Source organism: Mycobacterium sp. P2_H7 (genome assembly GCF_056403275.1).
Genome location: NZ_JBFUFU010000012.1, coordinates 77,298 through 103,747 on the forward strand (window position 1 = coordinate 77,298; position 26,450 = coordinate 103,747).

A 26,450-nucleotide genomic window follows, 5' to 3' on the forward strand; every position below is an offset into this window, starting at 1 on the left:
TGTCAGCCCGGGTAGGACCTGGGGGTGAACACGGTATCGCCGTGCCACTGCGTCTGCGACGAGCCGATGATCAACATGCACCGCATGTCCACCTCGGCCGGATTCAGCTCGCCCAACGCCACGACGCGGACGTTCTCCCGGGGTCCCGCCACGTCGCGGCCGATGACCACGGGGGTGGCGGGATCGCGATGGGCGAGCAGCAGCTCCTTCATCGCGCCGACCTGCCAGGTGCGGGTCTTGGATGCCGGGTTGTACACCGCGATGGCCATATCGGCCGCGGCCGCCGCGCTGATCCGTTTGGCGATGATCTCCCACGGCTTGAGCCGGTCCGACAGCGAGATGACGGCGTAGTCATGCCCCAGCGGGGCACCGACCCGGCTGGCCACCGCCTGGGCCGCGGTCATCGCCGGAATCACCCGCACCGGGACATCCGGCCAGGCCTTGGCTTCCTCGAGCACCGCGGTCGCCATGGCGAACACCCCGGGGTCGCCGGAGGAGACCACCACCACCGCGCGGCCCTGCTGGGCCAGCTCGCAGGCCAACCGGGCCCGCGCCGGCTCGTCGGTGTTGTCGCTGGGATGGCGGGTCTGGCCGGTACGCACGCCGACTCGATCCAGGTAGGGGAAGTAACCGATCAGGTCGGTGGCGCCGGCCAGCTCCCTGCGCGTCTGCGGCGTGATCCAGTCGAGGTCACCGGGACCGAGCCCGACCACCGCGACGCTGCCGCCCGGTCGTGGCTGGGCGGCCTCACCGGGCAGCATGACGATCGAGAAATACGGGACCGACGCCTCGTCGACGTCGCCCGCGCGCAGCACGCGCTGCTGATCGGTGCTGGCACGCTCCACATAGAACGCTCGGTCCAGCCGATGGGTAGCTGAAAGCGCTTCCCGCACTTCGGGATATGACTTTCCCAGCTTCATGATGACGGCGGCGTCGGTGTCGGCGAGCCGGCGGGTGAGCTCCGCGGCGGGCAACGTGCCCGGCAGAATGGTGAGCACTTCGTCACCCTGGACCAGCGGAATTCCGGTCGCGGCCGACGCCGCGCTGACCGAGGTCACCCCCGGCACGATGACGGCGTCGAACCGCTGGGTCAGCCGGGTGTGCATGTGCATGTACGAGCTGTAGAACAGCGGGTCGCCCTCGGCCAGCAGCGCGACGTTGCGTCCCGCGTCCAGGTGAACAGCGATCCGGTCGGCCGCCTCGGCGTAGAAGTCCTCCATCGCACCGGCATAGCCGCCGGGGTGCTCGGTGGTCTCGGTGGTCACCGGATACACCAGGTGCTCCTCGAGCTGACCGTCACGCAGGTACGGCTCCGCGATCCGGCGCGCGATGCTGCGACCGTGCCGGGCGCTGTGATACGCCACCACGTCGGCCGCACCGATCAGCCGCGCCGCCTTGACGGTGACGAGCTCCGGATCGCCCGGGCCCAGCCCGACACCGTAGAGAGTGCCTTTGGTCATTCCTGCTCACTCGCAATCGCATTCACCGCGGCGGCCGCCATCGCGCTGCCGCCACGCCGGCCCGTCACCACCAGATAGGACATTCCGCGCGGCCGGGCGATCAGTTCGTCCTTGGACTGCGCAGAGCCCACGAAACCGACCGGGCCGCCCAGGACTGCGGCGGGTACCGGCGCACCCTCGTCGATCAGCTCGAGCAGGCGGAACAGCGCCGTCGGCGCATTGCCGATCGCCAGCACCGCACCTTCGAGGCGGTCGGCCCACAGATCGACGGCGGCCGCCGACCGGGTGCTCCCCAAGGTGGCCGCCAGTTCGGGGGCTCGAGGGTCGGCGACCAGGGACACCACCTCGTTGTCGGCGGGCAACCGGGAGCGGGTGATGCCGGCGGCCACCATCGATGAGTCGCACAAGATCGGAGCGCCGGCGGCCAGGGCGGCGTGCGCGCGGGCGACGACGTCGGCGCTGAACGCGACGTGCTCACCGAGATCGGTCTGTCCACAGGTGTGGATGAGCCGCACCACGACGCGCGACACGTCATCGGGGAAGCGGGTCAGATCAGCTTCGGCACGGATGGTCGCGAACGATTGCCGGTAGATCTCCGCGGCGTCGCGGACGTAGTCGAGCACGGGATCACCCTACGGGTGACGGCCCTGGTAGCCGTGCCCGGTGGCGATCAGCACCTCGGCTCCCGAAGGGGTTCCGCAGGCCCGTGGGCAGCCAACGAAATGACGGTGCACCCCCGCGGGACCGTCGTCGAGCGCCGCTTCCGCGTCTGCGCGCACGTCGGAGAGAGATTTGTCACACCCGGGGCTACCCGTGCAGGCACTCACGCTCAGCCAGGGCGACGTCTCGTCGAACACGAGGCCCAGTGGGGCCAGCACCCGCAATGCCGTGTCGGCGACGCCGTCGTCGAGATCGCAGACGAGCACCGAGCGCCAGGGGGTGATGAGCAGCGGCGCGTCGACGGCGGCCAGGAATTCGGCGACCCGGGCCTGCAGCACACCGAGCGGCACGACGGCACCGAGGCTGACCTTGCCGTCGTCCTGGGCGATCCAGCCCACCGGCGGTTGCGAGACGGCGGGATAGGGCGGGCCCGCGTGCGCGCCGTCGAGCAGCACGGACGCATCGGTCAGTTCCGAGACCCGCCATGCGGTGCCCCTGATCTCGACGAACCGGTGCGCGACGGAGAGCAGGGTGGGGACCACCGCGTCAGCCTTGATCCGCACGCCGCTGTCGCGGCCCGCCAGGATCACGGCGAAGGTGTCCGGGCCGACCGCGTGCACCCCGACGTCGGGCCGCAGCAGCCCGGCCACATCGCCACTGCCGTCATCGAGGGCGAACAGGAACCGACCGGGCAGCCGTGCCAGTTCTGGCGCGGCGCACAGTGCCCCGTCGAGTTCGCGCACCAGCGGCCGGATATCGAAGTTCCCGCCAATGCGGCCGGCCAACGGAGAGGCGAGGATGTTGCGCACCCGCTCGTGGGTGGGCGACGGCAACAGGCCGGCTGCGGCAACTGCGTCGGCCACCGCGGCGGTGTCGGTGATGGCCCTGATCTGAATGTTGCCGCGCGAGGTGAGTTCCATTGCGGGCGAACCGAACTGCTCCGCGGTATGGGCGAGCGCGGTCAGTTGCGCCGCCGTGAGCACGCCACCGGCCAGGCGAATCCGGACCAGTGCGCCGTCGGCGGCCTGGTGCACGGCGAGCGCGCCGGGGCACGCGTCGTCGTCGCGGTCGCGGGCCATCTCCCTACCGTACGACCTGCGTAGCGGCACCAACATCCGGCCACGAAACGAGTACCGATCTACGCAATCGTCGGTACTCCCGCGCTTCTAGCTTTGGACCATGCCCGCCATCTGGGCGAAGAAACACGGGAAGTGATCGACATGACCAGTTTGACCATCCACGTACCCCATCCCGACCTGCACCGCCTCGGCGATGCCGCGCATGCAGCGGGAGCGAAGTTCCACACCGCGCTGCAACCTCACGAACACCACGAGTGCAAGCGCTACGAGTTCATTGAAGACGCGGCGATGTCCCGCGAGATGGGCCGGCTGTAGCTCAGCTGGCCAGTCGCACGGGGGTGACCACCTCCGAGTACCGCGACGCGTCGCCGGCCACCGCCCTGCTGGAGCGGCCGTGCACATCGACCGGGATGTCGCCGGCCAACGTCACCCGGCTCAGGTAGCGGAACTGATCGTCGTAATCGGCCACCGCGTAGTGCTGGGTGGCCCGGTTGTCCCAGACGGCCAGGTCACCCGGCGACCAGCTCCATCGAACGGTGTTCTCCAGCTTGGTGACTCGCGCCTGGAGCAGATTGAACAAGGTCGCCGACTCGGTGGTACCCAAGCCGACGAAGCGCTTGATGAAGTGCCCGAGCAGCAGGACCCGCTCACCGGTCTCGGGGTGCACCCGCACCACCGGATGCTCGGTCTCGAAGTACTCGGAGACGAACTCTTCGCGGTACTCGCGGGTGTTGGCGGACAGCTTGTCCAACTCGGCCGCGGCATCCGAGGCGTAGTCGTACTGATTGGTGTGCACGGCCCAGAGGTTGTCGACCAGGGCCCGCAGGGGGGTCGGCAGCTGCTCGTAGGCGGCCTGGGTGTTGGCCCAGACGGTCGTGCCGCCGTACTCGGGCAGGGCGACCGCCCGCAGCAGCGACGCCTTCGGAATGCGATCGACGAAGGTGACGTCGGTGTGCCAGCTGTTGGCCTTGTCGTAGCGGGAGTCGATCGGCAGGATGTGCGCCCCCCGCGAGGTCACCGTGGGGTGCGCGCCGGTAGGGGTGCCGAGCAGGCCCGCGAACGCGAGCTGGCCGGCGTCGTCGAGATGATCCTGGTCACCGAAAAAGATCACCTTGTACGTCAGCAGGGCGTCGTTGATGGCCTCGACGGTGGCGCGGTCCAGATCGGGGGACAGTCGTACACCGTCGATCCGTGCGCCGATATTCGCACCGAGTTTCGTGACGCTGACCGAATTGCGGGGGCTCATATACCTATTGCGCCAGTTACCGCGTGACACGTAAATGGTTTGGCTAGGCCCGATCAGAATGTCGGCGGTTCTTCCGAAACGGCAGCTCAGTGGCCCCTACTTACGGGTGACAGTGATCTGGGTCACGTGTACCGGTGGCTGTCTCGTCCGGCACAGAATGCCGGTACCGCCGGTTCGGGGACGTAGATTTCAGCACGAAGAAAGGAGTGACCAATGGTTTCACTCATCGCCATCGGAATCGGTGTCGCCCTCGTATTCGGTGCCCTCGCGGTGCCCTATCAGGATTCCTGGTACGGCCGCTGGAGCCGCTCCGAGCGCTGACGGCGCCGACCGGACGCCGCAGGTGGTGCGGTACGAATAGACGGTGCCGTCTGTACTGCTGCTGTCCACGTCCGACACCGACCTGATCACCGCCCGCGCCTCCGGCGCGGATTATCGATGGGCCAACCCATCGCGGCTGCTCGACGACGAACTCGGCAGCGAGATCGCCGCACTGCTCGAAGGCGTGGACATCGCCATCGTGCGCATCCTCGGCGGGTATCGCAGTTGGCAGCGCGGCATCGACGCGGTCATCTCCAGTGGCGTCCCCACCATCGTGTTGTCCGGGGAGCAGACCCCTGACGGCGAGTTGATGCGCCATTCGACCGTGCCCGCCGGGGTGGCGGTGCAGGCGCACATCTACCTCGCGCAGGGCGGCACCGAGAACCTGCGCGGCCTGCACGCGTTCCTGTCCGACACGCTGCTGATGACCGGCGTCGGCTTCGAGCCGCCGGTCACTGTCCCCACCTGGGGAGTGCTGGAGCGGACCCCCGCCACGACGGGACCCACGGTGGCGGTCCTCTATTACCGCGCCCAGCACCTGGCCGGAAACACCGGCTATGTCGAGGCGCTTTGCGATGCCATCGAAGAAGCCGGTGCGCGGGCCCTGCCGGTGTACTGCGCCTCGCTGCGCACCGCCGAACCCGAACTTCTCAATCTGCTGGGCACCGCCGACGCGCTGGTCACCACGGTGCTCGCGGCGGGTGGGTCCACCCCGGCCACTGCGTCCGCCGGTGGTTCCGACGACGGCTGGAACGTCGCACACCTTGCCGCACTGGACATCCCGATCCTGCAGGGGCTGTGCCTCACGAGCTCGCGTGCCCGCTGGGCGGAGAACGACGACGGCATGTCCCCGCTGGACGTCGCCACCCAGGTCGCGGTTCCGGAATTCGACGGACGCATCATCACGGTGCCGTTCTCCTTCAAGGAGATCGACGACGAGGGGTTGATCACCTATGCCGCCGACCGGGAGCGCTGCGCGCGGGTCGCGGGCCTGGCCGTCCGGCACGCGAAGCTGCGCCACATCGCCCCCGCCGACAAGCGCGTGGCGCTGGTGTTCTCGGCCTACCCGACCAAGCATGCGCGGATCGGCAACGCTGTCGGGCTGGACACCCCGGCCAGCGCGGTGGCGCTGCTGCGCGCCATGCGGGAGAAGGGTTATGACATCGGTGACGTCCCCGGCGTCGACTCCGGCGACGGCGACGCGCTGGTGCACGCGCTCATCGAACGCGGGGGACAGGACCCCGACTGGCTCACCCCGGAAGCGCTGGAGGCCAACCCGATCCGCGTCTCGGCCGCCGACTACGCGGCCTGGTTCGCCACCTTGCCCGACGACTTCGCCGCAGCGATCGTGAAACACTGGGGGCCGCCGCCGGGTGAGCTGTTCGTGGACCGCAGTCACAATCCGGACGGTGAGATCGTCATCGCCGCAATGCAATCCGGCAACACCGTGCTGCTGGTGCAGCCGCCGCGCGGGTTCGGGGAGAACCCGGTGGCCATCTACCACGATCCGGATCTGCCGCCGAGTCACCACTACCTGGCGGCCTACCGCTGGGTGGACAGCCAGTTCGGCGCAGACGCCGTCGTCCACCTGGGCAAGCACGGCAACCTGGAATGGCTGCCCGGCAAGACCCTCGGTCTGAGCGCGGGCTGCGGACCCGATGCCGCTCTGGGCGACCTGCCGCTGATCTACCCGTTCCTGGTCAACGACCCGGGTGAGGGCACGCAGGCCAAACGCCGCGCGCACGCCACCCTCGTCGACCACCTGATCCCGCCGATGGCGCGCGCCGAGACCTACGGCGACATCGCCCGCCTCGAGCAGCTCCTCGACGAGCACTCCAACGTCTCGGCGCTGGATCCGGCCAAACTGCCGGCCATCCGCCAGCAGATCTGGACGCTGATGCGCGCGGCGAAGATGGATCACGATCTGGGCCTGGAAGACCGGCCCGACGAGGACTCCTTCGACGATATGTTGCTGCATGTCGACGGTTGGCTGTGTGAGATCAAGGACGTCCAGATCCGCGACGGTCTGCACATCCTGGGCCAGGCGCCGACGGGAGAGGCCGAACTCGATCTGGTGCTGGCGATCCTGCGCGCCCGCCAGCTCTTCGGGGGCGAGCAGACCGTGCCGGGCCTGCGCGAGGCGCTCGGCCTGACCGAGGACGGCACCGCAGACAAGGCCAGCGTGGACGCCGCCGAGGAGCAGGCCAGGGAACTCGTCGCCGCGCTGCAGCGCAGCGACTGGGACAGTGCTGCGGTCGACGCACTGACCGACGACCCGGTAATCGCCCAGATCCTGACCTTCGCCGCGGACGAGGTGGTGCCCCGGCTACGGGGCACCGACGGCGAGATCGACGCGGTGTTGCGCGCTCTGGACGGGCACTACATCCCGGCAGGCCCGTCGGGCTCACCGCTGCGCGGGCTGGTCAACGTGCTGCCCACGGGCCGCAATTTCTACTCGGTGGACCCGAAGGCCGTGCCGTCCCGCCTGGCGTGGGAAACCGGTGTGGCGATGGCAGATTCGCTGCTGGAGCGCTACCAGTCCGATTACGGACGCTGGCCGGCCTCGGTGGGGCTGTCGGTGTGGGGCACGTCGGCGATGCGCACCTCCGGCGACGACATCGCCGAAGTGCTTGCCCTGCTGGGTGTCCGGCCGGTGTGGGACGACGCGTCACGGCGGGTGGTGAACCTGGAGCCGATCTCGCTGGCCGAGCTGGGCCGCCCCCGTATTGACGTCACCGTCCGCATCTCCGGATTCTTCCGGGACGCCTTCCCGCATGTCGTCACCATGCTCGACGACGCGGTGCGGCTGGTCGCGGCCCTCGACGAGACCCCCGAGGACAACTTCGTGCGGGCCCACAGCCAAGCCGACCTCGCCGATCATCGCGATGAACGCCGTTCCACCACAAGAATTTTCGGCTCGAAGCCGGGGACGTACGGAGCCGGTCTGCTGCAACTGATCGACAGCCGCAACTGGCGCGACGACAACGACCTGGCACAGGTCTACACGGCCTGGGGTGGATTCGCCTACGGCCGCGATCTGGACGGCGCACCCGCGGCCGAGGACATGAACAAGGCCTACCGCCGGATCGCGGTCGCCGCGAAGAACACCGACACCCGCGAGCACGACATCGCGGACTCCGACGACTATTTCCAATATCACGGCGGCATGATCGCCACCGTGCGGGCACTCACGGGTGCGGACCCGGCGGCCTACATCGGCGACAACACCCGGCCCGACGCGGTGCGCACGCGCACGCTGTCCGAGGAGACCACCCGGGTGTTCCGCGCCCGGGTGGTCAACCCACGGTGGATCAACGCGATGCGCAGGCACGGCTACAAGGGCGCCTTCGAGATGGCGGCCACCGTCGATTACCTGTTCGGCTATGACGCGACCGCGCACGTCATGTCGGACTGGATGTATGAGCAGCTGTCGGCGTCGTACGTGCTGGATCCGGAGAACCGCAAGTTCATGACCGAATCCAATCCGTGGGCGCTGCACGGCATGGCCGAGCGACTGCTCGAGGCGGCCGGCCGGGGGATGTGGGCGCAACCCGAGGCCGACACCCTCGAGGGGTTGCGCCGGGTGCTGCTGGAAACCGAAGGCGATCTCGAGGGCTAGATTTTTCGGCCACCCACTAGATTCACCTCCATGGCTCTCACGTTCGCCGAAGTCGCCAAGGCCGACTACATCCTGCTGACCACCTTCACCAAGGACGGCCGGCCCAAACCCACCGCCATCTGGGCCGCGCCGGACGGCGACCGGCTGCTGGTGATCACCCAGGGGACGTCGTGGAAGGTCAAGCGGATCCGCAACACCCCGCGGGTCACCGTGGCGGTCTGCGACATGCGCGGCAACGTCAAGAGCGAAGCGGTCGAAGCCACCGCCGCGATCCTGGACCAGGGACAGGTGGGGGCCGTCTATGACGCCATCGGTTCGCGATACGGGCTGATGGGCAAGACCTTCAACCTGTTCTCCAAGCTGCGGGGCGGCATGAAGAACAACGTCGGCCTCGAACTCCGTGCGGCCGGCTAGCTCCGGGGTAGCGCGCCACCCCGATATCGGCCGGTTGCTGCTGACCTGCCCGGACCGCTCGGGCATCGTCGCCGCGGTCTCGACCTTCCTGAGCCGCGCAGGTGCCAACATCATCTCGCTGGATCAACATTCCACCGAGCCAGAAGGCGGAACGTTCTTGCAGCGCACCGTCTTTCACCTGCCCGGACTCACCGCGGCGGGCCCAGAGCTGGAACGCGAGTTCGCGACGCTGGCCGCCGAATTCGACATCGAGTACCGGTTCACCGAGGCGGCCAAGCCCAAACGCGTCGCCATCTTCGCCTCGACCGCGGATCATTGCCTGCTCGACCTGCTGTGGCGTAACCGGCGCGGTGAACTCGACATGACCGTGGTCATGGTGATCGCCAACCATCCCGAACTGGCCGAGCAGGTCCGGGCGTTCAACGTGCCGTTCGTCTACATCCCGGCCACCCGCGACACGCGGGCCGAAGCCGAGCAGCGGCAACTGGAACTGCTCACGGGCAACGTCGATCTGGTGGTGCTCGCGCGCTACATGCAGATCGTCACCCCGGAATTCCTCGGTGCGATCGGCTGCCCGCTGATCAACATCCACCACTCGTTCCTGCCCGCGTTCATCGGTGCCAACACCTACCGCCGGGCCCGCGAACGAGGGGTGAAGCTGATCGGCGCCACGGCGCACTACGTCACCGCCGACCTCGACGAGGGCCCGATCATCGAGCAGGACGTGGTGCGCGTCGATCACACCCACACCGTCGAGGATCTGGTCCGCCTCGGCGCCGACGTCGAGCGGGCCGTGCTGTCCCGCGCGGTGCTGTGGCATTGCCAGGACCGCATCCTGCGCCACGACAACGAGACGGTTATCTTCTGAAACATGGCTCCGAACCCGCCGACCTTCGAAGACGTCTACCGCGAGAAGTATTTGCTGCTGACCACCTTCACCAAAGACGGGCGGCCCAAGCCCACCCCGGTGTGGGGCGTGCCCCACGAGGGCAAGCTGCTGATCAGCACCGACGACGGCTCCTGGAAGACCAAGCGGATCAACAACACGCCTCGGGTCACCATCCAGAAATGCGGTGTGCTGGGCAAGGTCAAGGGCGAACCCGTCGAGGCCGTCGCCCGCAATCTGCCGAAGTCCGAGACCCGGCGGGTGTTCGACATCGTCACCCGGCGTTACTGGTGGCACGCGTGGTGGTGGATCCCGCAGGCGATCGTGCGCGGCGGCGTCGACAAGGTGCACGCCGCGATCGAGGTCGAAGCCGTCCCAGGGAACTAGGAACCCAGGCGGCGCTTCGCGCGTTGAGCTGACATGGCAATGCGACTGTTCCTCGTGTACGTCCTCGTCGAACTGGCGGTGGTCGTGGGCCTGGTGTCGACCATCGGTTTCGGGTGGACGGTGCTGGCACTGCTGGTGACGTTCGGACTGGGGCTGGCACTCGCCGGCACGCAACTCACCCGACAACTCGCCCGCCTACAGAACGTGCTGCGCGGCCGCACCGGCGCCGACCACCAGACCCTGGCGTCCGACAGCCTGCTCGTCGCGCTGGGCACCGTGATGGTGGTCATCCCCGGTCTGGCCAGTTCCGTCGTGGGCGCGCTGCTGCTGTTGCCGCCCACCCGCGTCGTGGGCCGGCCGTTGGTCGCCGGACTGGTGAACCGTCAGCTGAGCCGGTCCGTGCCGGTGATGGTCTTCAGCCCCGGCGGACAGCAGCCCCGCAACGCCGGCCACGGCGAGTACGTGGACGGCGAGGTGATCGATGTGGTCGACGAGGTGATCACCCCGGCCCCGTTGGAGCACCGGCACCCCTGAGCGCCGACTACTCTGTCCGCTTCGTGACCACACTTCTGTTCAACGGGCGCGTGCACAGCCCGGCCGCCCCCGACGCGACCGCCATGGCCGTGCGTGACGGGCTCGTCGTGTGGCTGGGTGCCGACGACACCGCCCGCCACGAGTTCCCGGGCGCCGACGCGATCGATCTGGACGGTGCCTTCGTCTCCCCGGCATTCGTGGACAGCCACGTGCACGTCACCGCGACCGGGCTGGCCCTGACCGGCCTGGACCTGCGGGGCGCGCGGTCCCGTGAGCACTGTGTGCGCCTGGTTGCCGAGTACGCCGCCGGTCATCCCGACGGCATCGTGTGGGGGCACGGCTGGGACGAAACCGACTGGCCCGAGGCCCACCCCCCGACCACGGCCGAACTCGATGCGGCCCTCGGCGGGCGGCCCGCCTACCTGAGCCGGGTCGACGTGCACTCCGCCGCCGCCTCGACCGGCCTGCGGGCCGCGGTCGTCGACCTGACCGACGCGTCCGGGTTCGATCCGCAGCGACCGTTGACCGGCGCCGCCCACCACGCCGTGCGGGCCGCCGCGCGTGACCTGCTGACGTCGGCCCAGCGCGACCGCGCGCAGCGTGCGGCACTGGCCGCCGCGGCGGCCCTCGGCATCGCCGCGGTGCACGAATGCGCAGGCCCCGACATCGGCGGGCTCGAGGACTGGCAGGCGCTGCGCGCCCTGGATCACGGCGTCGAGGTCATCGGCTACTGGGGTGAAACCGTGCAGACCGCCGAGCAGGCCCGCGGCCTCATCGAGCGCACCGGCGCACGTGGGCTGGCCGGCGACCTCTTCGTCGACGGCGCCCTCGGCTCGCGGACCGCCTGGCTGCGGGAGGCCTACGCGGACGCCCCGCACACCTGCGGCAACAGCTACCTGGACGCCGATGCCGTCACGGCGCACCTGCTGGCCTGCACCGAGGCCGGCATCACGGCCGGTTTCCACGTGATCGGCGACGCGGCCGTCGCCACCGTCACCGACGCCTTACAGGTCGTTGCCGACCGCTTCGGGGGGCCGGCCGTCGCCCGCTGCGGACACCGGCTGGAGCACCTGGAGATGGTCGATCCGGACCAGGCCGCGCGCCTGGGCTCATGGGGCGTCATCGCGAGCATGCAGCCCAACTTCGACGACCTGTGGGGCGGCCCGGACGGTATGTACGCCCAGCGCCTCGGGGTTGACCGAGCCGGCAAACTCAACCCGTTCGCGCTGTTAGCATCCCAAGGCGTGCCACTCGCCTTCGGCTCCGACAGCCCGGTCACCGGACTTGACCCGTGGCAATCAGTGCGCGCCGCCTCCGAACACCGCACCCCGGGCAGCGGCGTCTCGGCCCGCGCGGCGTTCTCGGCGGCAACGCGCGGTGCGTGGCGGGCCTCCGGCGTGCGTGACGGCGTCGCGGGCACGCTCGTCCCTGGCGCGCCCGCCTCCTACGCGATCTGGGACGCCGGCGATCTGGAGGTCGGTACGCCGGCCGCCGAGGTGGTGGCGCGCTGGTCCACCGATCCGCGGTCCCGGGTCCCCGCGCTACCGCGGGTGACGCCCGCCCAATCGCCGCGCTGCCTGCAGACCGTGCACAGGGGCGTGGTCCTGCATGGCTGACATCGAGCCCGTCACCGAACCCGACGCCGAATCCGTCACCCAGGCCGAACCGGAGCCCACGCCGGAATCCGAGGCGCCACCGGCAGGCCCCGGCCGGCTGGCCCGGTTCGGAAGCCGCCTGCGCCGGATCGCGGCGCCACGCTGGCCACGGTTTGTGGTGTCGGTGGTCGCCGGCCTGCTGATGTGCGCGAGCTTCCCGCCCTGGGGTTGGTGGTACTGCGCGTTCGTGTCGCTGGCCCTACTGGGCTGGGTACTGACCCGAACGCAGACCACCCGGGCCGGCGGATTCGGCTACGGACTGGTGTTCGGGCTCGCGTTCTACATCCCGTTGCTGCCGTGGATCGGCAACCTGGTCGGCACGCTGCCCTGGCTGGCGCTGGCCCTGCTGCAGGCCCTCTTCCCGGCGCTGTTCGGACTGTTGGCGGTGCTGGTGCGGACCCTGCCGGGCTGGCCGGTGTGGTTCGCCGCGCAGTGGGCGGTCCAGGAATGGCTCAAATCGGAGGTGCCGTTCGGCGGCTTCCCGTGGGGCGTGGTCGGCTTCAGCCAGGCCGGCAGCCCGCTGTTGCCACTGGCGCAGATCGGCGGCGCACCGCTGGTCTCGGTCGCCGTGGCGCTGGTCGGGTTCAGCCTCACCGCGATCGCCCTGGAGATCGTGCTGTGGTGGCGCCGCAGCCACCCCGATCATGTCGCCGCGACGACCGACGCCGCCCGCCCCGAGGTGGTACTGCCCGGTGTCTGCATCTGTGTCGTACTTCTGGGCACCGCGCTGGTGTGGCCCGCGGTACACAAATCCGGAGCCGGGTCGGGTGAACACCCGACGGTGACCGTCGCGGCGATCCAGGGCAACGTGCCGCGCCTCGGCCTCGACTTCAACGCCCAGCGGCGAGCGGTGCTGGACAACCACGTGAACCAGACCCTGCGGCTCGCCGAGGACGTGCAGGCCGGTCGCGCACCGCAGCCCATGGTGGTGATCTGGCCGGAGAATTCGTCGGACATCGATCCGGTGCTCAATGCCGATGCCGGTGCCGAGATCTCCGAAGCGGCCCGCGCCATCCATGCGCCGATCCTGGTCGGCACCGTGCTGCGTGCCCCCGGCTTCACCCCCGAGACCCCCGTCGCCACCAACACCGTGCTGGTCTGGGATGGGCTCACCGGGCCGGGGGAGCGGCACGACAAGAAGATCGTGCAGCCCTTCGGCGAATACCTGCCGTGGCGCAACGTCTTTCGGCACATCTCGTCATACGCCGACCGTGCCGGTTACTTCGTGCCGGGTGACGGCAACGGGGTGGTGACGGCCGCCGGGATCCCGGTCGGGATCACCACCTGCTGGGAGGTCATCTTCGACCGCGCCGCCCGCGAATCCGTGCTCAGCGGCGCCCAGCTGCTCGCCGTGCCGGCCAACAACGCCACCTTCAACAAGGCGATGAGCGCCCAGCAGTTGGCGTTCGCGCGGCTGCGTGCCGTCGAACACGACCGCTACGTGGTGGTGGCCGGCACCGTGGGCATCAGTGCGATCGTCGCCCCGGACGGCCATGCGATAGCCAGCACCGAATTCTTCGAGCCCGCCTATCTCGACGCTGCGGTGCGGCTCAAATCCAACCTGACGTTCGCGACGCAATGGGCCCCGGCCATCCAGATCGCCCTCATCGTCCTCGGGTTTGCGGCTGTGGTCGCGGCGATGCTGCACAATGGGAAGTTCGTGCGTAAACGCCGGACGGCAACGTCCAGCGAAAAAGATGCGCAGCCCGACCCGGGCATGATCGACAAGCCCGCCACGGGCAGTGAGGACACGGAAAGCAGATGACCACTCCTGGGACAGGAGCGGAGCGACCGGGCAACCCGGCGTCGCCGAGCCGGCGCACTCTGGTGATCATTCCGACCTACAACGAGCGGGAGAACCTCCCGCTGATCGTGGGCCGCGTCCACGCCGCCCGGCCCGACGTCCATGTGTTGATCGTCGACGACGGAAGCCCCGACGGCACCGGCCAGCTGGCCGACGAACTGGCTCTGGCCGATCCCGACCGGGTGCACGTCATGCACCGGATCAGCAAGGACGGCCTGGGGGCGGCGTACCTCGCCGGGTTCGCCTGGGGCCTGGGCCGCGAATACACCGTCCTGGTGGAGATGGACGCCGACGGCAGCCACGCCCCGGAAGAGCTGGGCCGGCTGCTCGAAGCGGTCGACGGCGGCGCGGATCTGGTGATCGGCTCCCGCTATGTCCCGGGTGGCACCGTGCGCAACTGGCCGTGGCGCCGGCTCGCGCTGTCGCGGACCGCCAACACCTATTCGCGGGTGCTGCTGGGCGTGGCCATCAACGACATCACCGCCGGGTACCGCGCCTATCGGCGTGAGGTGCTGGAGAAGATCGACCTCGCGGCGGTCGACTCGAAGGGTTACTGCTTCCAGATCGACCTGACCTGGCGTGCCATCAACGCCGGTTTCACGGTCGTGGAGGTGCCGATCACATTCACCGAACGCGAACTCGGCGTCTCGAAGATGAGCGGATCAAATATCCGCGAGGCGATGACCAAGGTCGCCGAATGGGGAATTCGGGGCCGGCTGGACCGGGCCCGCGGCATCACCGGCTGACCATCCGGCATGGCGTGCACACCCTGGGGATGCGCACGCCGTGCCCACGGTCAGGATCCGCGACGGCGGGTCTTGATGATCTCCAGGCGCTCCTTGAGCAGCTCGTCGAGTTCCTCGACGGAACGCCGCTCCAAAAGCATGTCCCAGTGGGTGCGGGGCGGCTTGACCTTCTTGGGCTCGGGCACGTCCCCGTCGATCAGGGTGCCGTCCATACCGTTTTTGCAGGGCCAGGTGCCGGGGATCTCGGCGTCGTCGGCGAACGGCACATCGAAGATCTCGCCATTGTCGGTGCGGTATCGCGCCACTTGACGCGGCGCCAGGTCATGGTTGCGGTCGGTCTCGTAGCTCACAGCTCCGAGGCGACTTCCTCTCAGGACACGATCGGCCATCGTTAGCACTCCTCATTACCGGCTGAATTTCGTCCGGATCTTCAACGCAGATGACGTCGGCGAAGTTCCTGACTCAGCCATCTAGGATACCGGCAGTTACCGGGAACACCCGGGTCGCAGGTCTACAGTCTGGTTTCGTGACCTCCGCCATCCCGTCCCCGGCGCCCGCCCAGCCGCGACGCCGCGCGCGTCCGCAACCGTGCCGCTGGTGCGGCCGTGAGGTCGCCGACGCCGGCATGGGGCGCCGCAGGCAGTACTGCCGCCAATCCTGCCGTCAGCGGGCCTATGAGCAGCGGGCCCAGGTGAAGGGCACGTCGGTGGCACCGGATGCGGTGGTGCTGACCGCCGACGAGGCGGCCGACCTATCCGACCGGGTCTACCAGGTGCGGTGCGCAGCCGAGGACATCGCGACCGCCTTGAACGAGGGAGCGGACGGTGCTGAATTGCGCGACCTCTGCGACGTGCTGATCCAGGCCGCCAAGGCCGCCGACGGCTGGCGCTGACGGCGTTCCCCGAAGGCTTCTCACAGCTAGGATGACGCGGTGTCCACCCCCGCACCTGACGCTCCAGCCGGTGTGTGGCGATTCGACGAGTTCGTCCTGGACACCCAGCGTTACGAACTGCGCCGCGACGGCGAGGTGGTACGGGTCGAGCCGCAGGTCTTCGATGTGATGACCCAGTTGGTCAGCAACCACGACCGGTTCGTCACCAAAGAAGAACTGTTCGACAAGGTGTGGGGCGGGCGATTCGTCGGCGAAGCGGCCCTGACCAGCAGGATCAAAGCGGTCCGGCGCGCGCTGGGCGACGACGGCGAGTCGCAGCGCTACATCCGCACCGTCCGCGGCCGCGGCTATCAGTTCGTCGGCACCCTGGACATCCCGCTGGCGCCGGTCGCCCCGGTCAGCGCGCCGCCACCGCGGCAGCACATCGCATTCTGCCGCGCCACCGACGGCGTCCGGCTGGCCTACGCGGTGGCGGGCGAGGGACCGCCGCTGGTGCGCGCGGCCAACTGGATGACCCACCTCGGCTATGACATCGAGAGCCCGGTCTGGCGGCACTGGGTGCGCGACCTGGCCGCCGGTCGCACGTTCATCCGGTACGACGAGCGCGGATGCGGACTGTCGGACTGGGAAGCCATCGACTTCACCTTCGACGACTGGGTCGCCGATCTGGAGACCGTGGTGGAAGCGCTTGGGCTGGAACGATTCCCGCTACTCGGGGTATCCCAGGGTGGCGCGGTCGCGGTGGAATACGCCGCGCGCCACCCGGACCGGGTCTCCCATCTCATCCTGTGCGGCGCCTACGCCCGGGGCCGCGCCGTGCGGGCGATGAACGACGACGAAAGAAGAGCCGCCGCACTGGATCTGGACCTCGCCCGGGTGGGGTGGGGCCGCGACGACCCGGCGTTCCGGCAGGTCTTCGCCGCGCAGTTCCAGCCCGACGGCACCCGCGCCGACTGGGAGGCCTTCGACCATCTCCAGCGCCGAACCACCTCGCCGGAGAACGCCGTGCGCTTCCTCGACGAGTTCGGCCGCATCGATGTGCGCGACCTCGCCCGTGAGGTGTCCTGCCCGACGCTGATCATGCATTCCGCGGATGACCGCCGGGTGCCCATGCGCTACGGGGAGGAACTGGCCGCCTTGATCCCGGATTCGCGGCTGGTGGCGTTGCAGAGCAACAACCACCTGCTGACCGAGACCGAACCCGCGTGGCAGGTCTTCCTGACCGAGCTGGCCGACTTCCTGGCTCCCTGAACCGGATCGCGTTCTCCACGCAATCTCCACACAATCTTCATGTGCCACCGGGCGGCGGCGACCATGCTGGTGCACATGAGAAAGTTCACCCGCACCCTCCTCGCCGGCGCCGCCGCGATGCTCGCACTGGGCACCGTGTCCTGCTCCGGTGGCCCCTCCACCGAGGCGGGGTCCTCATCGGCCACCGCCGCCCCCTCCAGCTCGACCGCCACCCCGTTCCCCGCGTCGGCCCGCTACATGGCCGACACCGAGAAGGACGGTAAGAAGATGGCGATCGGCATCTCGGTCGACGGCGATTCCGTCACGGCGTATGCCTGCAACGGCACCGACGACGAGGCCTGGTTCTTCGGCAACCAGGCCGCAGGCAGCATCGACATCACCTCGAAACTGCGTGACAACCTGGACGCGACCTTCACCGGCAACGACGTGAAGGGCGCGCTGACCATGAACGGCATCACCTACGACTTCACCGCCGCCCCGGTGTCGGCCCCGGCCGGGATGTACACCGCAGCCCTCGACGGTGCGCGTGCCTCCTGGATCGTGCGGCCCGACGGCTCAGTGACCGGCGTGCAGTTCAACGGCGGTATCAGCGGCCGCGATTTCGAGCAGGCCGAGCTCCAGCAGCTCAACGCGGCGCAGTTCCAGGCCCAGGTTCGGAACAAGCGCAAACTGCAGCAGGCCGATCAGGCGGTCAAACTGTCCAACAACACCCTCATCTCGCGGATCAACGGCACCCAGGTGACGGGCCAGCTCGTCACCGGCACCACCCGCTTCGGCTGACACCTCACCCCAAAAGTCCTCGGCAACCCTTGTTGCCGAGGACTTTTCGTTTTCCTCGCGACGAACCAAACGCTTCCGCCCGTGGTGCACGCGCCCGTAGCGTGGCGTTGGTCTAGCGAGGAGTTCGTAGTGTCGGGGAAGTTCTTCTGGTTCCTGCCCACCAGCGGTGACAGCCGGTTCATCGTCGGCTCGTCCCACGCCTCGGCCCAGCAGCACGTGCCGCCCGGCTTCCGGGAGCCCAGCCGTCGCTATCTCGGCGAGGTGGCCCGCGCCGCGGATCGCCTCGGCTTCGAAGGGGTGCTCACCCCGACGGGGACCTGGTGTGAGGACGCCTGGTTGACGACGGCGGCATTGCTTGCCGACACGGAGCGGCTGAAATTCCTGGTGGCATTCCGTCCGGGTCTGGTACCGCCCACCCTGGCCGCCCAGCAGGCCGCCACGCTGCAACGGTTTTCCGGAGGCCGGATCCTGCTCAACATCGTCAGCGGCGGCGACGACACCGAGCAGCGCCGGTTCGGTGACTGGCTCGACCACGATGCCCGTTACGCCCGCACCGGCGAGTTCCTTCACCTGGTCAAGGCGATCTGGCGACAGGAGTCCGTCGATTTCGACGGCGACCACTACCGGGTCCGCGATGCCCGGGTGTCCGCACCGCCGGATCCGTTGCCGCAGATCTATTTCGGGGGATCGTCGCCGGCCGCGCTGCCGATCGCCGCCGAGCACGTCGACGTGTACCTGACCTGGGGCGAGCCACCCGCGGACGCGGCCGCCAAGATCGCCAGGGTGCGCGAACTGGGACATGCGCGCGGTCGCACCGTGCGCTTCGGTATCCGGCTGCACACCATCAGCCGGGACACCTCGGCGGCGGCCTGGGCGGTTGCCGACGAATTGCTGGCCGGTATTCCTGCCGAACAGATCGCCAAAGCCACTGCACTGCATCAGAAATCGGAGTCTGAGGGGCAGCGCCGGATGACCGCCCTACACGGCGGCCGGGTGGACCGACTGGAGATCTACCCGAATCTGTGGGCCGGGGTGGGGCTGGTCCGCGGCGGTGCGGGCACCGCCCTGGTCGGCAGCCACGACGAGGTCGCCAACCTGATCTACGAGTACTACTCACTCGGTTTCGACGAGTTCATCCTCTCCGGGTACCCGCACCTGGAGGAGGCATACTGGTTCGCCGAGGGCGTGCTGCCCCTGCTCAAGGCCAAGGGCGTCACCGACTAACAGGCCAGCCTGATCCCGATGTCCGGTGGCGCCGTCGCCGGGGCCAGGCAACCGAAACCGTCCACGCCGGCCGGGCGCATCCGGGCCGCCGCCTGGTGCGCATGGTTGACGCACACCACCGCGTCACCGTCGGCGCGGCAGGCGAAGTCGTGGAACGTCAACGTCTCGCCCTGGGCCAGACCGGGGCCGCTGCCGTCCCCGAACGGGCCCGGATCCCCATGCAGCGAGCCGATATTCACGCTCGTCCCGTCGAAGTCCACCCAGTTGCCCTTCCACATCGTGTAGGCATCGGGCGGCTTCGGGGGCGGATTGGTGAGCTTCACCAGACACGCCAGTGCGCCGTCGTTGTACTGGGCACTGCTGATGCAGCTGACGGTGTCGGTGGTGAACGCGACCCCGTGCACATCGGTGGTGGCGCCGTCGCGGCTGACGGAGCCGAATTTCTTGGCAGGCACCGCCTTGCCGGCGTCCACCCAGCGCGTCACCTCGGCGATCGGCGCACCGGGAGCGGGACTGCGCGTCGGCGCGGGCGTCGAGGCCGGGGGATTGGTGGTCGCGGGCCGGGACGTTCCGGGCGTGATCGCGGTCAGCGGTGGCGGCGCGGGGACGGCCGCCCCCTTCATATCCTGTGAACACCCCGCCACCAGCGCGGACGCCATCAGAAGCACTGCCATCCGCATGCGGCCAGGGTAGCCGTTCGCTACGGTCAGGCCATGCACGAACACACCGTCCGCGTGAAGATCAACACCGGGACGATCGAGGGATTCACCCGCAACGGGGTACATCGGTGGCGCTCCATCCCGTATGCGAAGGCCCCGGTCGGCGCCCTGCGCTACCGTGCGCCCCGCCCGGCCGAACCGTGGCCCGGGGTGCGGTACTGCCACGGATTCACCAACTGCGCCCCCCAGCAGAAGATGTACACCCTGCTGGGCGTCGGCCGTTACCAGCCGATGAGCGAGGACTGCCTGACGCTGAACGTGGTGGCACCGGAGGATCCCGCGGACGACGGGCCCCTTCCGGTGATGTTCTTCATCCACGGCGGCGGCTACATCATGGGCAGTTCGGCGACACCCATCTACGACGGGGTCGCGCTGGCCCGCCGCGGCTGCGTCTACGTGTCGGTGAACTACCGGCTCGGCGCGCTGGGCTGTTTCGACCTGTCCGCACTGTCCACACCGGAGCATCCGGTCGACGACAACCTCTATCTGCGGGACCTGGTGCTGGCACTGAAGTGGGTACGCGAGAACATCGCGGTGTTCGGCGGCGACCCGGACAATGTGACGATTTTCGGGGAGAGCGCGGGCGCCCACGCCGTCGCGACCCTGATGGCCGTGCCCGCAGCCGAAGGCCTTTTCGCCCAGGCGATCTCGCAGAGTGCCGCCAGCGGCATGGTGCGCACCCCGGAGCAGGCCGCCATGTTCGCCGAGCAGTTCGCGGGCCTGTTGGGGGCCTCCCGGGCCGACGGCGCCCAGGCAGCGATGTCCGCATCGCCGGCGGATCTGCTCGCCGCGCTGGACACCCTGATCGCCCGTGCAGGCAAGGAGATGCCGGGCGCTTTCCCGGTCGGGCCGACCGCGGGCACCGAGCTGCTGCCCGAAGACCCGGTGGCGGCCATGCGCGCCGGGCGGGCGCACCGGATTCCGCTGATCGTGGGCAGCAACGCCGAGGAAGGCCGGCTGTTCACGCGCTTCATGCAGCTGCTCCCGACCACCGAGCAGAGCATCGAGATGCTGTTGTCGGCGACCGGCGCCGAAACCCGCGACCGCGTCATCGCCGCCTACCCGGACTACCCGCGCCGGGCCGCGTGCATCCGGCTCGGTGGCGACTTCGCCTTCGGGACCGCCAGCTGGGACATCGCCGAGGCCCACCACCGCCACCAGCCCACCTACGTCTACCGCTACGACTACGCGCCGCGGATCCTGCACTGGTCGGGGATGGGCGCCACCCACGCCACCGAACTGTTGGCCGTCTTCGGGGTGTACCGCACCCGGCTCGGTGGGCTGCTCACCGCGGCGGCCGACGGTACATCGGCGCGCCGGGTCAGCCGCGACATGCAGACGCGGTGGGGCAGCTTCAGCCGGACCGGGAAGCCGGGCGAGGACTGGCCCCGGTATGACACGGACATGCGGTCGGTGCTCGTCTTCGACCGCAACACCCATCTGGAGTACGACCCGGCCGCCGCGCGCCGCCAGGCCTGGGAGGGCTTCACGCTGACGGTCGGCTGACGGCTTCGCATCAGCCTTCGGAATGGCCTGCGCAGTGCCGTCCGGTGTGCTTGCGTAGAGCTATGGCGCACCCGCTCGATCCTCTCGATACCGACGAATTCACCGCTGTGGCCGCACTCCTCGGCGCACACCACGCGGTGAGCGCCCCGGGCTGGCGCTTCGCCTCCATCGAACTGGCCGAGCCGGCCAAGGACGAGTTGCGCGCCTTCGCCGGCGGTGCAGAGGCCCCGCCGCGGCGGGCACTCGCTGTCTGCCTGGATCGCGCGCGCAACGCCACCTACAGGGCGGTGGTGTCACTGAGCGCTCAGGCGGTGGAATCCTTCGAGCACATTCCGGGGGTACAGGCCAACTTCACCGTCGACGAATTCGTCGAGTGCGATCAGGTGCTGCGCGCGCACCCCGACGTGATCGCCGCGCTGGCCCGGCGCGGCATCACCGACCTCGACAGCGTGTTCATGGACACCTGGACCTTCGGGGATGCGGTGGCGCCACCGGAGTTCCGCGACCGCAGGCTGGGCTGGTCGGACACCTGGCGCCGGGACGCGCCGGGCGCGAATCCGTACGCGCATCTGATCAGTGGGCTGCACTGCGTCATCGACCTGAACTCCATGGAGGTCCTCAGGGTCGAGGACAGCGGCCCGTTCGCCGAGGGTGTGCAGCCCCCGCAGGTGATGGGCGAGTACCTCCCGCGGCACATCCCCGATCGGATATCTGCTGTTTCCCAACGTGATCCGCTCAAACCGCTGCACATCACCCAGCCCGAGGGCCCGTCGTTCAGCCTGGACGGCCACCTGCTGACGTGGCAGAACTGGTCGCTGCGCGTGGGTTTCAACTATCGCGAAGGGATGACACTGCATGCTGTGACCTACCGCGACGGCGGCCGGGTGCGTCCCGTCGCCCACCGGATGTCGTTCGCGGAGATGGTGGTTCCGTATCGGGACGCCTCGGTGGACCATTACCGCCGCACCGCCTTCGACATCGGCGAGTGGGGTCTCGGTTTCATGACCACCTCATTGGCACTGGGGTGTGATTGCCTGGGGGAGATCCGGTACCTGGATGCCGTGCTGCACAACAGCAAAGGCGAGCCGTACACCATCGCCGACGCCATCTGCATCCATGAGGAGGACAACGCGGTGCTGTGGAAGCACGTCGACCACGACGCCGGTGCCGCCGTGCGCCGCATGCGCAGGCTCACGCTGAGCTTCCATGTCACCGTCGCCAACTACGAGTACCTGGTCTACTGGCGGCTCTACCAGGACGGCAACATCGAGTGCGAGGTCCGGGCCACCGGCATCATGGTCACCACCCCGCTGCCGCCGGGTGCGCCGAATCCCAACGGCACCCTCGTCGACGAGCGCACCTACGCCCCGTTTCATCAGCACTTCCTGGTCGCCCGCCTGGACCTGGACATCGATGGGCCGGACAACACCGTCTACATGTCGGAGTCCTACGCCGAGCCCATCTCGGAGCAGAACCCGCACGGGTTGTCGGTGGTCACCAGAAACGTCCCGCTGCGCACCGAGAACGAAGGCAAGCAGGACCTCAACTTCGGCACCCAGCGCAGCTGGAAGGTGGTCAACACCAACGTCGTCAACGGCCTGGGCACCCACCCGTCGTACAAGCTGGTGCCCACCGGGGCGCTGCCTGCCATGTTCGATCCGTCCGCGCCCGTGCTGAAGCGGGCCAACGTCATCGGCCACACCCTGTGGGTCACCCCCAACCACGCCGACGAGCGTTGGCCGGCAGGCGAATTCGTCAACCAGTCGGTATCCGACACCGGCCTGGGGGAATGGACGAAGGCCGACCGGCCGATCCTGAACACCGACGTGGTGCTCTGGTACGTCTTCGGCCTGCACCACATCACCCGGCCGGAGGACTGGCCGGTGATGCCGGTCGACATCGTGTCGTTCTGGCTGAAACCGTTCGGCTTCTTCGACCGCAACCCGGCGCTGGACGTCGCGGAAGAAAAACTTGACACCTGTCACATGTGATCGCCGCCACTGCTAGGTTCACACCCGTGCAGAGTCAACTCATCGAACGACCCGACGATCTGACCGACGAATGGCTCACCGGCGTGCTGGGTACGGGCCGGGTCACCGGACACGACGTCGAGCGCATCGGCACCGGCCAGATGAGCGAGTGCTACCGGGTGGCGCTGCGTTATGCCGACGGCGACAGCGGCCCGGCGTCGGTGGTGCTCAAGGTGGCCGCGGCCGACCCGAGCAGCCGCACCACCGGGCTGGCGATGGGCCTCTACGAACGCGAAGTGCGGTTCTACGCCGAGGTCGCACCCGGGGTGAGCGCGGGGGAGCACGCGCCGTTCGCACCGTGCTTCCACCACGCCTACGATGCCGAGACCGGTGCGTTCGACCTGGTCCTCGGCGATGCCGCACCCGCGACCGTCGGTGACGAGATCCGCGGGGCCACAGCCCAACAGGCGGCGCTGGCACTGCACCAACTGGGCCTGGTGCACGGCCCGCTACTGGGAAACCCCGAACTGGCCGGCGCGGCCTGGCTGAACCGTGACGCGCCCATCAACCAGGCGCTGATCGCCGGCCTGTACGCGGCGTTCGCCGAGCGCTACGCCGATCGGATCGACCCGCGGCACCGCGCGGTATGCGAGCGCCTGGTCGGCGCCTTCGACGACTACCTGGCCCAAGAGGCCGGGGCCACAGCGGGTTTGGTGCACGGCGACTACCGGCTGGACAACATGCTGTTCGGGCAGCCCGGCGCCGACCGGCCACTGACGGTGGTGGACTGGCAGACCGTGACCTGGGGACCGGCATGCACCGACGTCGCGTATTTCCTGGGCTGCGCGCTGGCGCCAGAAGTGCGCCGGGAGCACTACGAGGACCTGCTGGCCACCTATCACGGTGCCCTCGGCACCGGTGCGCCGACGCTCGGCGAGGTGCGCGACGGCGTGCGCAGGCAGAGTTTCTTCGGCGTGATGATGGCGATCGTCTCGTCGATGCTGGTCGAGCGGACCGACCGCGGTGACGCGATGTTCATGACGATGCTGCACCGGCACTGTGAGCACGTGCTGGACATCGACGCACTCGCGGTGCTCCCGGAAGCTGCTGCGCCAGAGCCACTCACACCCGACGCCGAGGACGAGGGCCCGCATCAACCGACCGATGAGCCGCTGTGGAGTGAGAGCTGGTATTTCGATTTCACGGACGACGCCCAGGGCATCGGCGGCTGGGTGCGCCTGGGACTGATTCCCAATCAGGGCACGGCCTGGGTGAACGCGCTGGTGTGCGGGCCGGGTATGCCGACGGTGGCGCTCAACGATTTCGAGGTGACGCTGCCCGCCGATCCCGGACGTCTGCGCACCGATGCCCTCGATCTGTCGCTGACGGCGATCGACCCGCTGCGCTCCTACCGTGTCACCGTGCGGGGCCGCGGGGAGGCTTTCGACGATCCCGCCGGCCTGCTGCATGGCGGTACCGGCCGGCCCGCGGACCTGACGCTGGATCTGGAGTTCACCACCGCGGGAACGCCGTACCAGTACCGGATCACGCCGCGCTACGAGATCCCGTGCACGGTCAGCGGCACGGCGACGGTGGCAGGACATGAGTACACCCTGTCCGCGGTCCCCGGGCAGCGCGACCACTCGTGGGGGGTACGCGACTGGTGGAGCATGGACTGGGTGTGGAGCGCCCTGCACCTCGAGGACGGCACCCACCTGCACGGGGTCGACATCAGGATCCCCGGCATCCCCCCGGTCGGGATCGGTTACCTGCAGAAGGGTGACGAGTTCGTCGAACTGCAGTCGGTGTCAGCAGAGAAAGCCTTCGGCGACAACGGCTTGCCGGTATCGACGTCCATCGCGCTGGCGCCCGGCGACGTCTCGGTCAGCGTGGAGGTGAAGGGCCACGCACCGGTGCTCCTGACCTCCCCGGACGGTAAGGTCAGCCACTTCCCGCGGGCCTGGGTGAGCGTGACCGCAGACGACGGCCGCCGCGGCACCGGCTGGGTGGAATGGAACCGCAACCTCTGAGGAGGGCAAGCTGGTGGCATGCTCGCGCTGAAATCGATGGCCCTGTTCGTGCTCGCGGCGGTGCTCGAGATCGGCGGCGCCTGGCTGGTGTGGCAGGGCGTGCGTGAACACCGCGGCTGGTGGCTGGCCGGTGTCGGCGTGATCGCCTTGGGCGCATACGGATTCGTCGCCGCATTCCAGCCCGACGCACATTTCGGCCGCGTGCTGGCCGCCTACGGCGGCGTGTTCGTCGTGGGCTCGTTGGTGTGGGCCATGGTGGCCGACGGGTTCCGGCCCGACCGCTGGGACCTGGCCGGGGCGCTGGTGTGCCTGGCCGGCGTCGGTCTCATCATGTACGGCCCTCGTTAGCGAGTGCCCTGAAGAGAGTCGTCGTCCAGCTCGTCGCGATTGAGCCCCATCGGGGTGGCGGCCGGGATGTCGCCACCCGCGACCACCAGCCGGGTGAGTGGGGTCAGCGCGGCGAACAGCGCGGCCAACTGCCGGTCGTCGAGCGCGTCGAAGGCACCCGACGCCAGCCGGTCGGTGTCCTCCTCGATCTGCGCCTTGAGGGCCGCGCCGTCGGCCGTCAGCGATCCGCCCGCGTCGACGAGTCCGCGCGTGGTGAGTTCGTCCAGCTGCTCCTGCCAGGCCTGCTCGTCGTAGTCACGGCTGGGAGCGATCATCTCGCGGGGCACCCGGCCGGCCACGGCATGCAGCACGTTGCACGCGCGGCCGCTGATCCCGCGCGCGGCCAGCACCGCGACATGCCCGTCGCCGCGCTGCTCGCGCAGCAGGGTGGTGGCGTGCCAGAGCTTGGCCACCGGCTCATCCGGCCACGGCAGCGCGGCATTGGCGGCGAACAGGGCGCGACCGTGCAACGGGGCCGAGCGCGCGGCGACTTCTGCCAGCTCCGCCGCGGAGCGCACCGTCTCGTCGTCGGTGATCCCGTAGCGGCGCAAGGCCGCGACCGCCGCGCCCTGCCGGGCCGTCACCACCGAGGCCGGAGTGGCGATCTCCCACGCCGCCGGCAACGCCTTGTGCACCTGCCGCGGGGAGAAGTTGTAGAACAGCGCGGTGACCACCTCCGGCGGTACCTGCCCGAGCGGTGCCGAACGGGCGGCGAAGTAGCCCGTCCAGAATCCGCGGTAACCCAGGTCGGCGAGCGCGGCACGCGATTCCGGGGCGAAGTAGGTGACGGCGTGTACGGGCTCCAGCCGGTCGAACAACCGTCGGGCAACAGAAGTCGGTCTGCTCACCCCGACAGTCAAGCATTCTCGGCTGCCCGGGT

Annotated in this window: 24 protein-coding genes; 17 read left to right on the forward strand and 7 right to left on the reverse strand. The window is 69.1% G+C overall.

The genetic code is table 11. The features are described 5' to 3' along the window. Window positions 1-2: 2 nt before the first annotated feature. Genes AC1DY7_RS19475 through cobG form a run of 3 tightly spaced genes read right to left on the reverse strand, consistent with a single transcriptional unit; the run spans window position 3 to window position 3,199 of the window. On the reverse strand, window positions 3-1,460 hold the full coding sequence (locus tag AC1DY7_RS19475) for a precorrin-2 C(20)-methyltransferase (RefSeq protein ID WP_477495345.1): 1,458 nt from the start codon (window positions 1,458-1,460) through the stop codon (window positions 3-5). After that, window positions 1,457-2,083: a precorrin-8X methylmutase gene (locus AC1DY7_RS19480; protein WP_477495346.1), complete on the reverse strand. Its 627-nt coding sequence runs from the start codon at window positions 2,081-2,083 to the stop codon at window positions 1,457-1,459. The genes AC1DY7_RS19475 and AC1DY7_RS19480 overlap by 4 nt, the downstream gene beginning before the upstream one ends. Window positions 2,084-2,092: 9 nt before the next feature. Further along, entirely contained in the window at window positions 2,093-3,199 is a 1,107-nt protein-coding gene (gene cobG, locus AC1DY7_RS19485) for a precorrin-3B synthase (protein ID WP_477495347.1), read from the reverse strand. 141 nt (window positions 3,200-3,340) lie between these two features. On the opposite strand from cobG, the gene AC1DY7_RS19490 reads away from it, so the two are divergent. Then, on the forward strand, window positions 3,341-3,514 hold the full coding sequence (locus AC1DY7_RS19490) for a hypothetical protein (protein ID WP_477495348.1): 174 nt from the start codon (window positions 3,341-3,343) through the stop codon (window positions 3,512-3,514). Window position 3,515: 1 nt separating this feature from the next. On the opposite strand, the gene AC1DY7_RS19495 is transcribed toward AC1DY7_RS19490, so the two are convergent. Next, a complete protein-coding gene (locus AC1DY7_RS19495) occupies window positions 3,516-4,445 on the reverse strand; it encodes a TauD/TfdA dioxygenase family protein (RefSeq protein WP_477495349.1) in 930 nt (309 codons plus the stop codon). Between the two features lie 364 nt (window positions 4,446-4,809). On the opposite strand from AC1DY7_RS19495, the gene cobN reads away from it, so the two are divergent. The 8 genes from cobN to AC1DY7_RS19535 are packed head-to-tail and all read left to right on the forward strand — an operon-like array spanning window position 4,810 to window position 14,811. Next, window positions 4,810-8,385, forward strand: coding sequence for a cobaltochelatase subunit CobN (gene cobN / locus AC1DY7_RS19500; RefSeq protein ID WP_477495350.1), 3,576 nt, complete (start codon window positions 4,810-4,812; stop codon window positions 8,383-8,385). 30 nt (window positions 8,386-8,415) lie between these two features. Then, window positions 8,416-8,799, forward strand: a complete 384-nt coding sequence (locus tag AC1DY7_RS19505; protein WP_477495351.1) for a PPOX class F420-dependent oxidoreductase — start codon at window positions 8,416-8,418, stop codon at window positions 8,797-8,799. Then, the gene (gene purU / locus AC1DY7_RS19510) at window positions 8,786-9,667 is read left to right on the forward strand and encodes a formyltetrahydrofolate deformylase (RefSeq protein WP_477495352.1); all 882 of its coding nucleotides are present in this window, start codon (window positions 8,786-8,788) and stop codon (window positions 9,665-9,667) included. The genes AC1DY7_RS19505 and purU overlap by 14 nt, the downstream gene beginning before the upstream one ends. A gap of 3 nt (window positions 9,668-9,670) precedes the next feature. Continuing rightward, window positions 9,671-10,072: a PPOX class F420-dependent oxidoreductase gene (locus tag AC1DY7_RS19515; protein ID WP_477495353.1), complete on the forward strand. Its 402-nt coding sequence runs from the start codon at window positions 9,671-9,673 to the stop codon at window positions 10,070-10,072. Window positions 10,073-10,105: 33 nt separating this feature from the next. Beyond that, window positions 10,106-10,606 carry an FxsA family protein gene (locus AC1DY7_RS19520; RefSeq protein WP_477495354.1) on the forward strand — a complete coding sequence of 167 codons (501 nt, stop codon included), beginning with the start codon at window positions 10,106-10,108 and terminating at the stop codon, window positions 10,604-10,606. Window positions 10,607-10,629: 23 nt separating this feature from the next. After that, complete coding sequence (locus AC1DY7_RS19525) at window positions 10,630-12,222, forward strand: amidohydrolase (RefSeq protein ID WP_477495355.1); 1,593 nt, start codon at window positions 10,630-10,632, stop codon at window positions 12,220-12,222. Beyond that, a complete protein-coding gene (lnt, locus tag AC1DY7_RS19530; protein WP_477495356.1) occupies window positions 12,215-14,026 on the forward strand; it encodes an apolipoprotein N-acyltransferase in 1,812 nt (603 codons plus the stop codon). Before AC1DY7_RS19525 ends, lnt begins: the two co-directional genes overlap by 8 nt. Further along, complete coding sequence (locus AC1DY7_RS19535; protein WP_477495357.1) at window positions 14,023-14,811, forward strand: polyprenol monophosphomannose synthase; 789 nt, start codon at window positions 14,023-14,025, stop codon at window positions 14,809-14,811. The genes lnt and AC1DY7_RS19535 overlap by 4 nt, the downstream gene beginning before the upstream one ends. Before the next feature lie 50 nt (window positions 14,812-14,861). On the opposite strand, the gene AC1DY7_RS19540 is transcribed toward AC1DY7_RS19535, so the two are convergent. Continuing rightward, on the reverse strand, window positions 14,862-15,200 hold the full coding sequence (locus AC1DY7_RS19540; protein WP_477495358.1) for an RNA polymerase-binding protein RbpA: 339 nt from the start codon (window positions 15,198-15,200) through the stop codon (window positions 14,862-14,864). A gap of 137 nt (window positions 15,201-15,337) precedes the next feature. Here AC1DY7_RS19540 and AC1DY7_RS19545 point away from each other — a divergent pair, with 137 nt between their 5' ends. The 4 genes from AC1DY7_RS19545 (at window position 15,338) to AC1DY7_RS19560 (ending at window position 18,958) form a co-directional block, all read left to right on the forward strand. After that, window positions 15,338-15,703 carry a hypothetical protein gene (locus AC1DY7_RS19545; protein ID WP_477495359.1) on the forward strand — a complete coding sequence of 122 codons (366 nt, stop codon included), beginning with the start codon at window positions 15,338-15,340 and terminating at the stop codon, window positions 15,701-15,703. A gap of 39 nt (window positions 15,704-15,742) precedes the next feature. After that, on the forward strand, window positions 15,743-16,954 hold the full coding sequence (locus AC1DY7_RS19550; protein ID WP_477495360.1) for an alpha/beta hydrolase: 1,212 nt from the start codon (window positions 15,743-15,745) through the stop codon (window positions 16,952-16,954). A gap of 75 nt (window positions 16,955-17,029) precedes the next feature. Further along, entirely contained in the window at window positions 17,030-17,734 is a 705-nt protein-coding gene (locus tag AC1DY7_RS19555) for a hypothetical protein (protein ID WP_477495361.1), read from the forward strand. A 129-nt stretch (window positions 17,735-17,863) separates the two neighbouring features. Then, entirely contained in the window at window positions 17,864-18,958 is a 1,095-nt protein-coding gene (locus AC1DY7_RS19560) for an LLM class flavin-dependent oxidoreductase (RefSeq protein WP_477495362.1), read from the forward strand. Here the strand turns inward: AC1DY7_RS19560 and AC1DY7_RS19565 are convergent. Then, complete coding sequence (locus AC1DY7_RS19565; protein ID WP_477495363.1) at window positions 18,955-19,638, reverse strand: hypothetical protein; 684 nt, start codon at window positions 19,636-19,638, stop codon at window positions 18,955-18,957. The two genes, AC1DY7_RS19560 and AC1DY7_RS19565, sit on opposite strands and share 4 nt — an antisense overlap. Window positions 19,639-19,671: 33 nt before the next feature. Between AC1DY7_RS19565 and AC1DY7_RS19570 the strand changes: the two genes are divergently transcribed. From AC1DY7_RS19570 to AC1DY7_RS19585, 4 genes are all read left to right on the forward strand, one after another. Then, window positions 19,672-21,183 (forward strand): carboxylesterase/lipase family protein, encoded by a 1,512-nt coding sequence (locus AC1DY7_RS19570; RefSeq protein ID WP_477495364.1) that lies wholly within the window; start codon window positions 19,672-19,674, stop codon window positions 21,181-21,183. Between the two features lie 62 nt (window positions 21,184-21,245). Further along, window positions 21,246-23,174 (forward strand): primary-amine oxidase, encoded by a 1,929-nt coding sequence (locus AC1DY7_RS19575; protein ID WP_477495365.1) that lies wholly within the window; start codon window positions 21,246-21,248, stop codon window positions 23,172-23,174. Window positions 23,175-23,200: 26 nt separating this feature from the next. Beyond that, window positions 23,201-25,183: a DUF7064 domain-containing protein gene (locus AC1DY7_RS19580; protein WP_477495366.1), complete on the forward strand. Its 1,983-nt coding sequence runs from the start codon at window positions 23,201-23,203 to the stop codon at window positions 25,181-25,183. Between the two features lie 18 nt (window positions 25,184-25,201). Continuing rightward, window positions 25,202-25,531, forward strand: coding sequence for a YnfA family protein (locus AC1DY7_RS19585; protein WP_477495367.1), 330 nt, complete (start codon window positions 25,202-25,204; stop codon window positions 25,529-25,531). On the opposite strand, the gene AC1DY7_RS19590 is transcribed toward AC1DY7_RS19585, so the two are convergent. Continuing rightward, on the reverse strand, window positions 25,528-26,418 hold the full coding sequence (locus AC1DY7_RS19590; RefSeq protein WP_477495368.1) for an SCO6745 family protein: 891 nt from the start codon (window positions 26,416-26,418) through the stop codon (window positions 25,528-25,530). The two genes, AC1DY7_RS19585 and AC1DY7_RS19590, sit on opposite strands and share 4 nt — an antisense overlap. Window positions 26,419-26,450: the final 32 nt, after the last annotated feature.